At 49.0% G+C, this 14,433-nt stretch carries 11 protein-coding genes; 2 read left to right on the forward strand and 9 right to left on the reverse strand.

Features of this window, described 5'->3' with window-relative positions; translation table 11 throughout:
• The first annotated feature begins 98 nt into the window (after nt 1–98).
• Complete coding sequence (locus QL223_RS12375) at nt 99–974, forward strand: phosphate/phosphite/phosphonate ABC transporter substrate-binding protein (RefSeq protein WP_002536825.1); 876 nt, start codon at nt 99–101, stop codon at nt 972–974.
• A 21-nt stretch (nt 975–995) separates the two neighbouring features.
• The gene (locus tag QL223_RS12380) at nt 996–3,626 is read left to right on the forward strand and encodes an ATP-binding protein (protein ID WP_281544918.1); all 2,631 of its coding nucleotides are present in this window, start codon (nt 996–998) and stop codon (nt 3,624–3,626) included.
• On the opposite strand, the gene QL223_RS12385 is transcribed toward QL223_RS12380, so the two are convergent.
• From QL223_RS12385 to QL223_RS12425, 9 genes are all read right to left on the reverse strand, one after another.
• Entirely contained in the window at nt 3,627–4,556 is a 930-nt protein-coding gene (locus QL223_RS12385) for an aminoimidazole riboside kinase (protein ID WP_281544919.1), read from the reverse strand.
• Between the two features lie 151 nt (nt 4,557–4,707).
• Nucleotides 4,708–5,208, reverse strand: a complete 501-nt coding sequence (locus QL223_RS12390) for an NfeD family protein (RefSeq protein WP_046306653.1) — start codon at nt 5,206–5,208, stop codon at nt 4,708–4,710.
• A gap of 3 nt (nt 5,209–5,211) precedes the next feature.
• Nucleotides 5,212–6,156, reverse strand: a complete 945-nt coding sequence (locus QL223_RS12395) for a stomatin-like protein (RefSeq protein WP_002536820.1) — start codon at nt 6,154–6,156, stop codon at nt 5,212–5,214.
• A 109-nt stretch (nt 6,157–6,265) separates the two neighbouring features.
• Nucleotides 6,266–7,219 carry a hypothetical protein gene (locus tag QL223_RS12400; RefSeq protein ID WP_281544920.1) on the reverse strand — a complete coding sequence of 318 codons (954 nt, stop codon included), beginning with the start codon at nt 7,217–7,219 and terminating at the stop codon, nt 6,266–6,268.
• 78 nt (nt 7,220–7,297) lie between these two features.
• Entirely contained in the window at nt 7,298–9,061 is a 1,764-nt protein-coding gene (locus QL223_RS12405; protein WP_281544921.1) for a chemotaxis protein CheW, read from the reverse strand.
• Complete coding sequence (locus QL223_RS12410) at nt 9,058–10,614, reverse strand: chemotaxis protein CheB (RefSeq protein ID WP_281544922.1); 1,557 nt, start codon at nt 10,612–10,614, stop codon at nt 9,058–9,060. Before QL223_RS12410 ends, QL223_RS12405 begins: the two co-directional genes overlap by 4 nt.
• The gene (locus QL223_RS12415; RefSeq protein ID WP_281544923.1) at nt 10,607–11,518 is read right to left on the reverse strand and encodes a protein-glutamate O-methyltransferase CheR; all 912 of its coding nucleotides are present in this window, start codon (nt 11,516–11,518) and stop codon (nt 10,607–10,609) included. Before QL223_RS12415 ends, QL223_RS12410 begins: the two co-directional genes overlap by 8 nt.
• 15 nt (nt 11,519–11,533) lie before the next feature.
• Nucleotides 11,534–13,633: a CHASE3 domain-containing protein gene (locus QL223_RS12420; RefSeq protein ID WP_281544924.1), complete on the reverse strand. Its 2,100-nt coding sequence runs from the start codon at nt 13,631–13,633 to the stop codon at nt 11,534–11,536.
• 15 nt (nt 13,634–13,648) lie between these two features.
• Nucleotides 13,649–14,230 (reverse strand): chemotaxis protein CheW, encoded by a 582-nt coding sequence (locus QL223_RS12425; protein WP_152442351.1) that lies wholly within the window; start codon nt 14,228–14,230, stop codon nt 13,649–13,651.
• Nucleotides 14,231–14,433 lie beyond the last annotated feature (203 nt).

Below are 14,433 nucleotides of genomic sequence, written 5' to 3' on the forward strand. Positions count from 1 at the left end.
CCATAAAGTGTGCGCTTAATATCCACTCCGCGACTGACGCAAATATAAGACACTGTACTATAGTTAAATCAATGTCAGTGGATAGGGAAATATTCGCAATGAGATCAATAGGTAACCGGAGTTTTAGCAAGGCTATTCTTGCCTTGGGTATCGCCCTCAGCAGTGCCTTTCTAATAACTGCAACCAAAGCTGTGGCGCATGCTGGCGCACACGATGATGAGTCCCAACCACTTGTTTTTGGTATTGTCCCCCAGCAATCCTCAGCAAAACTGATCCGAAGCTGGAGCCCGGTGATGAAGGAGATCAGTGAACTTTCTGGCCTAAAGATCCGCTTTGCCACGGCACCTAACATCCCAGAGTTTGAAAAACGTTTGGCTGAAGGGAAGTATGACATTGCTTACATGAACCCCTATCACTTTACCGTTTTCAATCAATCACCCGGTTACAAAGCCATTGCCCATGCCAAAGACAAGCGAATTAAAGGCATTCTGGTAGTGCGGAAAACGTCGGGCGTAACATCGCTTGAAGATTTGGATGGAAAAAGGCTGGCCTTTCCTGCGCCTGCCGCATTTGCTGCCACCTTGCTGACTCAAGCCACACTCAAAAACAAAGGTATCGTGTTCGAACCACACTATGTCGGTTCCCACGACTCTTCCTATCTCGGCGTGGCTGATGGCCTGTTCGACGCCGGAGGCGGCATTGTCCGCACACTGGGTGGGGCGCCACCTAATGCCAAAGACAACCTAAAAGTGCTCTACACCACTGATGGCTTTACACCTCATGCCATTGCCTCGCACCCGTCCCTTTCAGACGATCAACACCGACGGTTACAGGAAGCGTTTGTGACGCTGGGGAGTACACCTGATGGCAGAAAAGCATTGGAGAAATTGAATATCAAAGGCTTCCAGAATGCGGTCGATAATGACTGGGATGATGTCCGTGCCCTCAATATTTCTGTGATTGAAGCCAAATAACACTGACAGGATCTTAAAGCGATGACGTTTCGCCTAAAGACGATTCTGGGTATTGCGCTTATCGAGCTTATCTTGCTCGCGATACTGATCGTCTCTGGGATCGGCTGGCTAAGGGATTCAAACGAGCAGCAGATCATTAACGACGGTGACAGGCTCTCCAATACCTTCGCCATCGCCGTGCGTGACGCCATTATCTCCACTGACCTCGCCAACCTTCGCGCCTTTACCCGTGAAGCGATTCGTGATGGTGATATTGCCTACATCCGGATCATGAACGACCAAGGACAGGTATTGGCAGAATCAAATACCCTTGGTGATGGCGCTGTCGCACCGGATTATGCGCAGTCGCCCTCTGATGCGATTGATGGGATTTATGATATCCGCCATCCGGTCGCTATCGATGACTATGTCGTCGGCCAGATTGAAGTCGGATTAGATGTCAGCGCATTCAGCCAGCTTATCGATGATGCTCAAAAATACGCTGTTTCCATCGCAGTACTTGAAATGGTTTTGGTTGCCCTGTTCTCTCTTGTCTTTGGCTCATTACTCACCAAACAATTGTTGACGCTTCGGGAAGGCGCACTGAAAATCCAGAAAAATGGCCCTGGCGAAACCGTGCCCGTAGAAGGCAAAGATGAGGTGGCGCAGGTCGCCAATGCCTTTAATGATATGTCAGTCGCTCTTTCCCATACCTATGAAGAACTTTCGCGAGAAAAGAACCGGTTCAAACAACTCGCTGCCCAAAACAAAATGCTGGCGGAAATCGTTGAGCAATCCCACGAAGCCTATTTGATCATCGATCTGGGTGGCTATGTGGCGCTGTCAAATGATGCGCTGAATGAGTTACTCGGGTACAAAGAGCGGGAAACCTGTGATAAAGACTTTCAGGTACTCCTGTTCGGTGAACATACGTCTGAAGTCGGTGCCTACCAACTGCAGGAGGCCATCAATAAGGGTGAGCGAGTCACCGTCAGGGCAGAATGCTTTACCCGCACTGGTAAGTCTTTCCAAACCGAAATTACCGCCTTCCCTATCATCAATGCTGCCGGAGTTACTGACCGGTATGTGTTAATTGTCCGTGATGCCAGCGAGCGTCACGAATTCGAAGAAATGCTCAAAGAAGCAGCTACCGCCGCTCGCAATGCTACCGAAGCTAAATCGCAGTTCCTTGCCAATATGAGCCATGAGATCCGCACCCCAATGAACGGCATCATCGGCATGTCTGAAATGCTGAAGGAATCCTCTTTAACCAAGGAACAAGCCGGGTTTGCCGGCATCATCAATTCCTCAGCCAAAGACCTGTTGCAGCTTATCAATGATATTCTCGACTTCTCCAAACTGGAGGCAAATAAGTTAAAACTGGACTCAGAAAGATTCTGTTTGGCCGATACCATCGAAGATGCCGCTTCTCTTGCTGCCCTTGCCGCAGCGCGTAAGGATTTGCTGGTGGTTATCGATATTCCTCCCAGCCTGAATACCGAGGTGCAAACCGACGAGCTGCGGTTACGCCAGGTGTTTAATAACCTGCTGAGTAACGCCGTCAAGTTTACCGAACATGGTTACATCCGTTTCCAGTTGCGCGGCGAGTATGAACCCCAGAGCCGGAACACCACATTCACCTTTTCAATCGAAGACACAGGCATTGGTATTCGGGAAGACAAAATTGAAGATGTGACCAAGGCATTTGAGCAAGTTGATAGCTCCACGACCCGTCGCTATGAAGGAACGGGGCTGGGGCTTTCCATCACGAAAAACCTGCTTGATCTATTCGGCACTCGACTGGAAGTGCAATCCGAATTTGGTAAGGGCAGCATATTCTCTTTCTCCCTCACCTTACCGACCTTCGAGGATTTAGAAAGCACCCAAGGCGCCCTGATAAACCAACACGTCGCCGTGATCAATGCCGACCCTTTACATCGCCCTATCATCGATCGTTATTTTGCCCATTGGCAGGCAAAACTGACTTACCTGACAACACTGGACGTGCTGGAAGCATCGAAGACAACATTTGATGCGGCAGTCATTCTCGCCTCCGATTCAGCGGATCTTCTTCCTGAACCTTACTGTCCTTGGGTTGGCGTGATCCCAAATTTAGCTGATTTTGAACGAAATCCGGATGGTATTGAGCAAAGGTTTATCGTCAAGCCTCTTCGCATGGGTCAGCTACTGCAAGAATTACAACTCAGTTTGATGATGGAGCCTTCCGCTATTGTTTCCCAACCGGTCAAAACACAAAATGACCATTCAGCGTTACAATCATTGTCCATTGCGGTGGTCGATGACATCGAATACAACCGGGAAGTCACCAAAATATTTTTGGCTGGGGTAACAGATAACGTTGTCTATTTTGAGAACGGTAGTGAGGCGATTGCCTACTACAAGAAGAACCTGTTCAACATCCTTATCACTGACATTTCAATGCCAACTATTGATGGCTATGAGCTGACCGCACGGTTGCGTCAATTTGAGCAGGAACATGATGTCCCCCACCTATACATCATTGGGCTATCCGCCCATGCCGGAAAAGAAGATTTTGAACGGGCAATCAATGCGGGCATGGACAATTACCTCACCAAGCCCCTAAAACGCGCAGATCTGATTGACGCTATAAACCAAGCTGCCGCCTCCAGAATAGAAGCAGCAAAAACTTGATTAACTATCGATAAAAGCCTGAAGGCTCGCTAAGTCAGGCAGTGCGGTCATCGCACCTTTTTGTGTGGTTGCCAATGCGCCACAGGCATTTGCCCATATCACCGCCTCTTTTGCTATTTCTGCGTGTTTCCAGCTATCACCGGAAAGACGGGAAAGATACCCTAGCAAGCCGCCCACAAACGCATCTCCCGCTCCTGTGGTATCAACCGGGCTCACGACTTTTCCGGTGACAAGCGACTGAACACCATCCATCACCAGCCAAGCGCCCTCTTTCCCCTGAGTGATCATAATCATCGGAACACCCAACGCTTTCACCTCGGCCAAAGCCTCTTCCAGTTCACTTTTCTGCGTCAGGAACAGCAATTCATCATCTGAGAATTTCACCACATCCGCCATTGCGACAGCACGCATCACCACAGGGATGATCTCAGATTGGTTCTGCCAAACCTCATCGCGAAGGTTCGGGTCGAAGCTGACGAAGCCGCCAGCCGCTTTAATACGCGACATTGCCTCAAAGGTGCTGCTGCGGGTCGGCTCATTGGCCAAGGCGATAGAGCAAGTGTGTAGCCAATCTCCAGCTCCAAAAACAGGAATATCTTCTGGCTGCATAAACTGGTCAGCACTCGGCTTTACCATAAAAGTGAAGCTGCGCTCGCCGCTGTCATCCAAGTCCACCACCACGGTTGAAGTGCGCTTGTCTTCATCCAAAACCAGATGATCGATGTTCACACTTTCCTTTTTCAGCGTTTGCGCCAGAAAACGGCCAAAAGGATCGTTTCCAACCCGCCCAAAGAAACCTACATCACCATCGAGCCTGGCAACGGCAACTGCCACATTGGCAGGCGCGCCGCCGGGGCATTTCAGGTAAGTCATTTCCGTATCGGGGATCAAATCAACAACCGCATCTCCCGTTAACCACACTTTACTCATCAACTCTCGTCCCTGTTTGAATTCGCTGCGGTTTAGCTTAGGCCGCGATATCGACTATACCCAAGCGACACATCCCAAGGTGCTTTGTTTATTGGAAAAAGAAAAGGAAGCTATTCAGCTTCCTTTTCAATCGTTTCCAGTCAATACAGACTCAGGAGTCTCCGCCGTTATCGCTAACAGGCTCAACCATAAATTTGCCTACATCGACTGCAGTGACTTTCACCGATCCACCCGCAGGAACCACTTCGTTACGGTGTTTTGGTCCTAAGACCAACTTCCAGTTCACACCAGAGTATTTCACCGTCACTGGATTGGTTGCGTCCAATTGTTCTTCAAGGTCGAAAACCAAACCAATAAAGTCGCTGTGAATGTTGTATTCACGGCGAGGACCTTTTTGCGATCGTTTGAGCGGGCGCCAGAGAATAGCAGTAAGCACACCCGCACCGATACCTGAACCCGCAATCACGGCTGTTAACGTTTCCGGAATGATTCCTGCCCAAACCAAACCGCCCGTCACGATGGCTGACACACCCAGTGCCAGTAGAACGATAGTGGAAAGACCCAATAGCCACACTTCGATGATCAGCAGGATTAATCCAATGATAACGGTCGATTCGGCTAAATTGGTTTGCAGGTACGACATCAAATCCATAAGTTATTTCCTAGCATTCAGGGTGTTAATGATGCTCATTGACTCTGCCACCAGCGATGCTGCACTGGATTGGCTATCAGGCAGCAATACCACTGAAGACTCCTTCGCAATCGCCTTCTTCGCTTCAATCGCTTTGTCTGCAAGGTCAAGCTGAATGGCTTTTTGGCCTTCTTCGGTTGCCGCCGTACGACCAACCACTTCCAGAGCCTCTGCCTGCGCTTGTGCAACCGCAAGAATCGCCTGAGCTTCACCTTCTGCTTTCAGGATTTGCTCGGACTTTTCTGCTTCTGCAGCCAATACCCGCGCTTGCTTCTGACCTTCAGCGACGTTGATATCTGCCTGACGTGCACCTTCTGATTCCAAAATCGCAGCACGTTTCTCACGCTCTGCTTTCATTTGACGCTCCATCGCATCCAATACTGAGCGAGGAGGATCGATATCTTTAATCTCGTAACGCAGCACCTGCACACCCCAAGGCTGCGCCGCCTCGTTGATAGCAGATACGATAGCCGTGTTCAGGCTTTCACGTTCTTCAAAAGTCTTATCCAGTTCCATGCGGCCAATCTCAGAACGCATAGAGGTTTGCGCCAGTTGGGTCACGGAGAAGATGTAATCATCAACGCCATAACACGCTTTCACCGGGTCCAGCACTTTAATGTACAGCACGCCGTCCACAACCAGCGAGATGTTGTCACGGGTAATTGCCGACTGTGAAGGTACGTCGAACGCTTGTTCCTTCAGGGTTCTCACATACGCCACACGATCAATAAACGGCACCAGCACGTTCAGACCTGCTTCCATGGTTTTGTTGTATTTACCAAAACGCTCGATCACATAAGCCGTATTCTGAGGAACGAATTTGACTGCTGAACGCAGCGCAATAACCACCAAAACCGCAAGAATGACCCAGGTATTGATGAGTGAAGGTAAGATTTCCAGAAAATCCATTGTTACCACCCCAACTGATTGAAATTTCACCCATCATATCGAATGGGGTACTTCCACTGTGCATCAATATATGGAAATTGAGACGGGGGGAGAAAATTAATGCACCAAATCAGAACATGTCTTTGACTTCTTCAATGTCCACTTTGTAGCCACGCCCTTGAAGTTCATTGTTGAGCTTATGGATATCCTCCAACACTTTGAGGTATTTCGCTTTCTTATCCTCTTTCTCCCAGAAGCTCTGCTCGGATTCCGCGACGACCAGTTCATTCCTCAGTTGGCTCAACACATCTAACACATTAAGGTTCACTGCTGCCAAAGCGGAGAAATCTGAACTCTCAAGTTTGTGCAGGAAACGTTTATAGAACGCGAGCACATCCTCTGATTCGTGGATTAGATTCTCCGTCAACACAGCCCCAATCCCTCTCGCCGTCCCTTTCAGTGAGTGATATTCAGTGAAGAACTTATCCAACAGCTCTTCCGGAGAATCTTCGCTTTTGTCGCTTCCCAGTTTTTCAATCGCCAGGATCATCAACTCGAGAGCAATCTCTTTTTCTTCTGAGAACAGATCCAGATATTCGGAAGTGTTGCCCTCAGACGCTTGCGAGAAATCCGGCTCATAGTTAATCGCAGGCGCACCGTCACTGCCAGACTCCTCGGCCAAATCCAAAATGGCATTTTCGGAGAAAAGCGCAAAGTCGTTATTATTTTCAGAACGGTAGGCGTGATATTGCTTAATCACTGACAGCAAAACAGGTGGGTCGATAAGTTCCCTTTCTACCAGCAGTTGACCCAAGGTTCCACGGCGCTTTTCGACTTCTTTATTGATGATGTCGATAAACTCACTTTTCCAGATATTAAGCTGCAGGCAAGCGGTTCTGAAATCCAGGTTTTCATCATTTTGAAGCGTAACAATCGCAAGAAGCTGCTCAGGGGAAATAAGGCCTTTCTCATAGAGGATCTCTACGCTGTGTGGTGTTTTTCTCACCTGCTCAACCATGGCATCGGCAAGATCGGAGGCTGAAATCAATCCCGCTTCCAGCAAAAAGCTCCCGAGAGTTTTCATCTATCCCCCCAATCAAGAAACCGTATCTGTCTTAAGTATAAGAACAAAATCAGAAACCCGGACAAAGGGCGCTGATTATCAGTAGCGCGCAAAACGCAGCACTTTCTTCAGGTTGATGACCAAAGCCAAAGCACCGTTTCCTAATACGGTGGCACCGGAGAAAATCTTCTCCTGATTCATACTCTTATCTAAGGGTTTGATCACGATATCCAAGAAGGCGCGCACATCATCAACGACCAACCCCCAGTGCTGCCCCCTATCTTTAAAGGTCACCACACTGACTGACTTTCCCTGTTCATACAGAGACTGAAAGCGTTCTTCACTCGCCAGCGCCCCAAGATAATCCTTCGCTTCAATCAAAGGCGTGACAGTACCTTTCCTCAGCATGGTGGCAGCGCCGTTATCAAACCGGATGGAAATCTCATCATCATCGCGGCTGACACCGACAATCCCAGAAATTTCAGAAGACGGAATGGCATAATTCAGGCCACCGATTTGCAGTAAGGCGACTTTCAGCGTTGCCATTGTCAGTGGGAACATCATTGAGACTTCGGTACCGATACCAAATTCTGAGTAGATATCGACAGTGCCCTTTATCTCCTCTACTTTGCGTTTCACCGCGTCCATTCCCACACCGCGACCCGACACAGAACTCACTTGCTCCGATGTGGAAAGCCCAGAATGGAAAATCAGCTCCATGGTTTCTTTGTCTGACATCCGGGCCGCTTGCTCTTGTGAAATCACCCCCGTGCTGATGGCCTTATTCAGCACTCTCTGGGTATCGATACCTTTGCCATCATCCTGAATGTTAATGACGACCTTGCCCGATTCGTTGAAGGCGTGAATGAGCAGTCGACCAATCATTGGTTTCCCTGCGTCAATGCGTTCATCAGGCATTTCAAAACCGTGGTCAACCGCATTTCTCACCAGGTGGGTCATCGGCTCATTAATGGCATCCAATACATTGCTGTCGAGCTCGATGTTCTCACCGATGATCTCAACGTCGACTTTCTTCCCCAGCTCATTGGAGAGATCACGCACCATTCTCCGGTATTTACTCAGTAAGTTACCGATGGGGCGCATCCGGGTTTTCAGCAGGTCACCCAGCATGTTGTCAGAGATGGTCATCAACTTGTTAGAAAGCTCAGTCAGGCGCTGGTTGTCTTCCTGATCGGCCAAATCGACCATCATATTGCGTATCTGAACCAGTTCTTCGGTATGACTCATCAGCTTTTCCAGCAGCTGGGATTTCACACGTGTGGTCTGCTCGAAATTCGACTGGAGAGGGGAGTTCGTTGGCGTCTTGGTTTTTGACAGAAACTTACGCCCTGACACTATCTTCGATGTGTTTTCCTGGCCTTCCGGTTCAACCAAAGAACAGAGATAAGCCAACTCATCCGCCACATCACCTTCGAACGCAAAGGTATCTTCACAGAAGCGGATATCAAACGTTTCCTTATTCAGAAAACAGGTCGCCATATCGGCCAGTAAGGCTTCTTTGATCTCGCTATATTCCTCATTCGGCTGACCGTCGATAAACGAGCGGAAGTCCTCGGCCACCGCATGAATGGCCCGAGCTAAAAGCTCGCTGAGCGTCTCATCCAGCTCACAATCTTCTGCTGCAAGATAATCTGTCAGCGATTGAATATTCAGCAGCAAATCATCGACAGCGCGATAAGGCGTCATGTCATTGGCTTGGTAACCTTCATGGAAAGTTATGAACTGTTCGATTTCCTCATTCACGTTGGAAAGCGATGCAGTGTCATCTATCAGAGCTTCAATATGCTGGGCTTTCTCTGCCAACGCTTTTAAATGGGTCGTTTGCGATGCTTTTCTTCTCATCCTTCATCCCCATTCATTGCCGCCGTTTTGGATAGGTTTTCTGAACCCGGCGTTTGAAATGATTTCACCGCAGCTTCAATCGCACCTGCGATGCCAATCAAAGGAACGGTTCGGCATACTGCTCCCAGCTCTTTCGCCGCTCTCGGCATGCCATAAACGGCGCAACTCTCTTTATCCTGCGCGATGGTGAATGCGCCATCACGTTTGAGGCTCAGCAGCCCCTTGGCGCCGTCTCTTCCCATCCCAGTCATCAAGGCAGCCACTTTCTTGAGTTTTTTGATCCTGAGCGCAGACTGAAACAGGTAATCCACCGACGGTCGAAAGCCATTGACTAACGGGTCGTCGGTAATCCTCACTACCACTCGCTCATCCGGTAGCTGCATAAGCCTGAGATGCTTTCCTCCCGGTGCCACATACACATGAGAACTTTCAAGCAGGACGCCATCTTCTGCTTCTCGCACACGGAGCCGGGAAGATTTATTGAGCTTCTCAGCCAACGAGTGGGAATAGTCGGACGGAATGTGCTGAACAATACAAACGGGCGGAAAGGGGCTTGGGAGATTCTTTACCACGCAATCCAGCGCATCTATTCCCCCGGTTGACGCGCCAAGGAGCACCACAGTGTCGACAGGAACGGGGGTTTGCCGTGGTTCTAGCATGTCGGCACATTTCCCCATTTCATACAGCCAGGCTTTTGTCGCAAGCGCAGAGGTTAAAACCTGATTAAAGGTGGGCGGTGTCGCCACAAATTGGTACCTGCCCACCGCCTGATTGAGTTGGTGGAATTCAGCGCCTGTGAGAGCTCTCACATTTGGAGAAATCACAATGGTGGGAACACTCTCTCCGCTCTTTACTCCACCCAACCTTTGAATTCCTGACAGCTGATGGGTATCGATCACAATCGCATCCGGCGCCAATGTTGAGGCTTCCTCAAACAAGGTTTCGACATCAGGAAAACCTTCGATGCTCAGGTCATCTTTATCTTCCAGCACTTCAGCAAAAGCATCTTGGTTTAGCACAGTCAGCGTCGTAAATACCCTGTGCAACTTGGTTTTCCTGGAGTGGGAATTTCTAGATGGCGGGTATTGCTCGGCGACAAAGCGAAAGTCCACTTCACCGGAGAAGGGATTGAAACGGACTTGTCGCCCTTCTGAGCTGCCAATTGACACTCCGAGTACAGGAACGCCATAAAGTGCCAACAGTTCGAACGCGATGGAGATGTTCCTGACACCTATTTGCTGTGACTGTAAGAAGTCGCCACCATTGAGTTGGGCACCGCCAAGCACCCAAGCTGTTAGATTTTCGAGCCGCGAAGAGGTGTGCTTGAACCGACGCAGCAAGTTGGGAATGGCAAAGCAACCAAAGTCATTGGCATCGCTGTTTTGGGAAAAATTATCCGGCGCACTCGGCAGTCGGTAGTGACACATACCGCCACTTCGGTTTTCCTTATCCCAAACACAAACCGTGACACAAGTGCCCACCAACGTCTGCATCCAGGCGTTTTTACGAAAGAAGAAACACAGCTCGCCAGAACTGACCTGAGTATCAGCCATCGCCATACCCTTTCGCGGCCACCTTTTTGTAGACCGAGGTGCCTACTTGCTCTATCCCAAGCTCCATGTTGTTCAATGTTTCTGTCAAACCAACAAAAATCAGCCCCCCTGGCTGAAGCTGGCTCAACAAAGAACGGACGACTTTTTCCCCCGTCGCAGAAGGAAAGTAAAACAGGACATTGCGGAGGAAAATGTAATGAAACTGAATGCCAAACTTGTCAGAGAAATGAATCAGGTTATGTTGGCGAAATTTGATTTGACGGCGGAGCACATCAGCCATCTCAAATGTGTCGTCATTCGGATTGTCAGAGAAGGTAACGTATTGGTGCCTGAACTGGATGGGGATCTCGCTCGCCCTTTCCTTTTCGTAACGGCCGCTCTCACACATCGCGAGCCTTTGAGTATCAATGTCAGTCGCTAGGACTTTGCCTTCAAAGCCGGGGAGCTCCTGTTGGAGTTCATCGCATATCATGGCAATGGAATAAGGCTCCTCCCCACTGGCGCAGGCCGCTGACCAGATAAACACAGAGTCTGAGCGATGGCGGGCGGCAATATCCTTTTTCAACACCTCAAAGTGGTAAGCCTCCCGAAAGAACTCGGTTTTGTTGGTGGTGATGGCGTTGGTGAACTCTGTTAATTCCCGTCCACTCATGTCGGCTTTCAGGTAGTCGGCATATTGTTTGAATGAGTGGATTTTGAGTGCGAAGAGACGTTTGTTAAGACGGCTTTCCAACATGGTGCGTTTGTCGGGAGAGATTCGGATTCCCGCGTGGTGGTATATCAAATCTGCAAAATGCCGGAATTCGCTTGGGGACAGCTTCGCCCGGGAAACATCAAAGCGGCTGACATTTTCAGTCACGTTATCAAGCGCTTTGACGTTAAGAGGGTCGACTTTCTGCACCATGGGCCACCGCGTTACTTACAATCGGTTCCAGGCGCTGTGGTTATCCCCTTCCATGGATACATCATCACTGATGACCTTAGCAGGGCGAACACTGCTGGGACGGCTGTAATCCGGCTCAAGGTTTTCCTGCCAGTTCTTAGGTGTTTGTTGCTGGCTCTCTTCCTTGGTTTCCACGTCGTGCCCACACAGGAAATTGCTGAGGTGCGAGACCAGATTGTTGAGATCTGCAGCTTGTCTGGTCAATTCAGAACTTGAGTTCGAAGCCTGATCAGCAATGGACGCTGCATGTTGTGTGGCTTTGTTAATCGATTCAACCGCATTGCTGATTTCCTGAATACCTCTGGCTTGCTCGTTGGACGCTTCAAAAATATTGGTCGCGCCTTCCACCATTGACTGCGCCTGTTGGCGCGTTTCAGACACAATAGCGCCCCCATTTTCCACACGGCTGGTGTTTTCTTTGGCGATGGTTTCGGCTTCATTGATGCTTTGTTTCACGATGGCGGAAATATCTGTCGCGGCTTTCCCACTCATTTGAGCCAGATTTCCCACTTCCTGAGCGACGACAGCAAATCCTCTGCCATGCTCACCCGCCCTTTCGGCTTCGACCGACGCATTGAACGAGAGCAATTTGGTCTGGAAGACGATTTCATCGATGATTTCTGTCTTCGCCCCAATCTCAGCGATGATCTTCACCAACTCTGAAATCTTGTGGTTGGATTCGGAAATCTGACACATGGCCTCGTCAAGATCTGTCATCCTGTCCCCAACTTCTTGTGATAGATCCCTTGAATGTTCAGCCGATTGAACATTGTTCTGCACCATGCTGGAAATTTCCTCAGCACTGGCTGATGTTTCCTCCACCGAGCTGGCTTGTCTGTTGGTGATTTGAGAAAGGTTCTGGGAGACATCCTCGATATTTCCAGCAATCATCGCGACTTTCGATGCCCCGGTATTCATGCGCTTCACTACGTCATTGAAAGATTCACTTAATTCTTTCAGCTCCTTAGAACTGAACACTGTCAGGCCTTTGAAGATGTCCTTGAACGGACGCATGATTGCCGCACTCAAAAAGTAAGCAACGATAATGGAGGCAATCACTGCACATACCATGCCTGCGATGATGGTGATGTAAGTATTGGTGACGCTTTCATACGCAGCTTGCGTTCGCGCAGCCATCAGGGTTTCTTCCCGTTCGATGAAAGTCACCATTTGGCTTCTGAATTTATCGAAATACTGCTTCCCACGCTCCTGCGCCACCAATTCAGAGATATCGTCCATGGTTTTGGCATCGCCAATCTCGCGTCTTAATTCGATGTAGCTTTCAGCCACATTACCTCGCCAGTCAGCGACCACTTGTTCGATATCTTCCAGCACGGAAAGCTGAATCGGGTTGTCTCTCACTTCCAATTTGAGACTCATTAACAAGCGATTTAGCTGGCTATTTCCTTGCACGTAGGGGTCGAGAAAGGCTTCTTGCCCTGAGAGCAAAAATCCTCGCATCCCCGTTTCCATATCCAGCGCCGCCACCTTAATCTGCAGAGCACTGGCAACGACGTCACCATCAAGCTGGGAAGAGGAGAAATTTTGGTTTGATATCACTCGCTGTTGAGCAATGAAGCTATCTATCAATTCTCTCAGTCTGTCGAAATAAGCTTTCCCTTTCGCCTCCTCCACGGTCTTACTCATGTCGTTCATCGTTTTAGCATTACCGATGGAGCGTCTCAGTAAAATCGCATCTTCAGTCACATTGCGTTGCCAGTCAGCAATGGTTGTTTCCACATCCTCAAGCAAAGAAACCTGTTGGGGGTTGTCGCTGACTTTTTCTTTCAGACCTTTAACAATACTTTCGAACTCGCGCTTACCTTCATTGTAGGGCTCAAGAAACTGCTCTTCCCCTGCCAACAAATAGCCCCGCATACCCGTTTCCATGTTGATGGCGGCGGCAATCAGGTCTTGCGCTTTATTGATGACCTGGTGGGTGTGCTCTACCCACTTCTCTGTAGCACTCAGGTTTTTAATACTATTGAGACTCAACAACCCAAGGGTAATGAGGAACAAAAGTACTACCGCATTGCCCAAAACAATCTTTGCCCGTAAGGAAAGGTTTTCCAGCATGACTTGTGTCCTCTGCTAAATATCAAAATCCACACCGCCTGACGTTGGCGGCGCAGATACTTGCTTGCTAATCAGATCCAATTCTTCCGGCTCGAGCACGTTGAGAATATCGAGCAACAACACCAAACTGTCATCATCCGCCTTTGCCACACCATGGATATATTCACGCTTGATGCTGCTGGATATTTCGAGCTTGGTTTCAATTTGTTCATCCGTGAAACCCACAACCTCATTTACATCATCCACAATGGTGCCTACGGTCAGGGAGTTAACATCACTGATAATGATGGCGGTTTTCTTGGGCTCATAGGCTTTCTCTTCAAGCCCGAGCTTTAACCTGAGGTCAATAACAGAAATGATTTTCCCGCGAAGATTGATAAGACCTTTGAAGAAGCAAGGCATATGAGGAATGGGCGTGACTTTCACCATGCCAATCACTTCTTTCACAGAAGAAAGCGGGATTCCGTATTGCTCCTCAGCCAGCGAGAAGATGAGGTTTTTCTGTTTTAATCTCGTTCCGCTGTGATGATCGGCTTCTTTGGTTCCGGTACTCAGGTCGAACCCTTTGTCCGGATAACGCTCAGCTACACTGTCCATGACTTGCCCTTCAAGCATCAGGCTTCAAACAAAAACAACGGGTTGGGAGCACCCGATGATTACGGCATCCTCACGTTTTATTTTTGAGAAAATGTTGAGGCATTGATTTAACAGTAGGCCAGCACGTCTCAATGTCAAAGCTATCAATAGCCACAAAAAGCACGCATACAGCATCAATAACAGCATGAAAGAGAGGGGAAAAG

The sequence above is a fragment of the Grimontia sp. SpTr1 genome (assembly GCF_947387585.1).
GTDB classification, from domain to species: Bacteria; Pseudomonadota; Gammaproteobacteria; order Enterobacterales; family Vibrionaceae; genus Enterovibrio; species Enterovibrio indicus.

What these genes read in the sequence shown, in the direction of transcription:
- QL223_RS12375 (WP_002536825.1), top strand. Translation starts at nt 99, where the DNA reads ATGAGATCAATAGGTAACCGGAGTTTTAGCAAGGCTATTCTTGCCTTG.
- QL223_RS12380 (WP_281544918.1), top strand. Translation starts at nt 996, where the DNA reads ATGACGTTTCGCCTAAAGACGATTCTGGGTATTGCGCTTATCGAGCTT.
- QL223_RS12385 (WP_281544919.1), bottom strand. Translation starts at nt 4,556, where the DNA reads ATGAGTAAAGTGTGGTTAACGGGAGATGCGGTTGTTGATTTGATCCCC.
- QL223_RS12390 (WP_046306653.1), bottom strand. Translation starts at nt 5,208, where the DNA reads ATGGATTTGATGTCGTACCTGCAAACCAATTTAGCCGAATCGACCGTT.
- QL223_RS12395 (WP_002536820.1), bottom strand. Translation starts at nt 6,156, where the DNA reads ATGGATTTTCTGGAAATCTTACCTTCACTCATCAATACCTGGGTCATT.
- QL223_RS12400 (WP_281544920.1), bottom strand. Translation starts at nt 7,219, where the DNA reads ATGAAAACTCTCGGGAGCTTTTTGCTGGAAGCGGGATTGATTTCAGCC.
- QL223_RS12405 (WP_281544921.1), bottom strand. Translation starts at nt 9,061, where the DNA reads ATGAGAAGAAAAGCATCGCAAACGACCCATTTAAAAGCGTTGGCAGAG.
- QL223_RS12410 (WP_281544922.1), bottom strand. Translation starts at nt 10,614, where the DNA reads ATGGCTGATACTCAGGTCAGTTCTGGCGAGCTGTGTTTCTTCTTTCGT.
- QL223_RS12415 (WP_281544923.1), bottom strand. Translation starts at nt 11,518, where the DNA reads ATGGTGCAGAAAGTCGACCCTCTTAACGTCAAAGCGCTTGATAACGTG.
- QL223_RS12420 (WP_281544924.1), bottom strand. Translation starts at nt 13,633, where the DNA reads ATGCTGGAAAACCTTTCCTTACGGGCAAAGATTGTTTTGGGCAATGCG.
- QL223_RS12425 (WP_152442351.1), bottom strand. Translation starts at nt 14,230, where the DNA reads ATGGACAGTGTAGCTGAGCGTTATCCGGACAAAGGGTTCGACCTGAGT.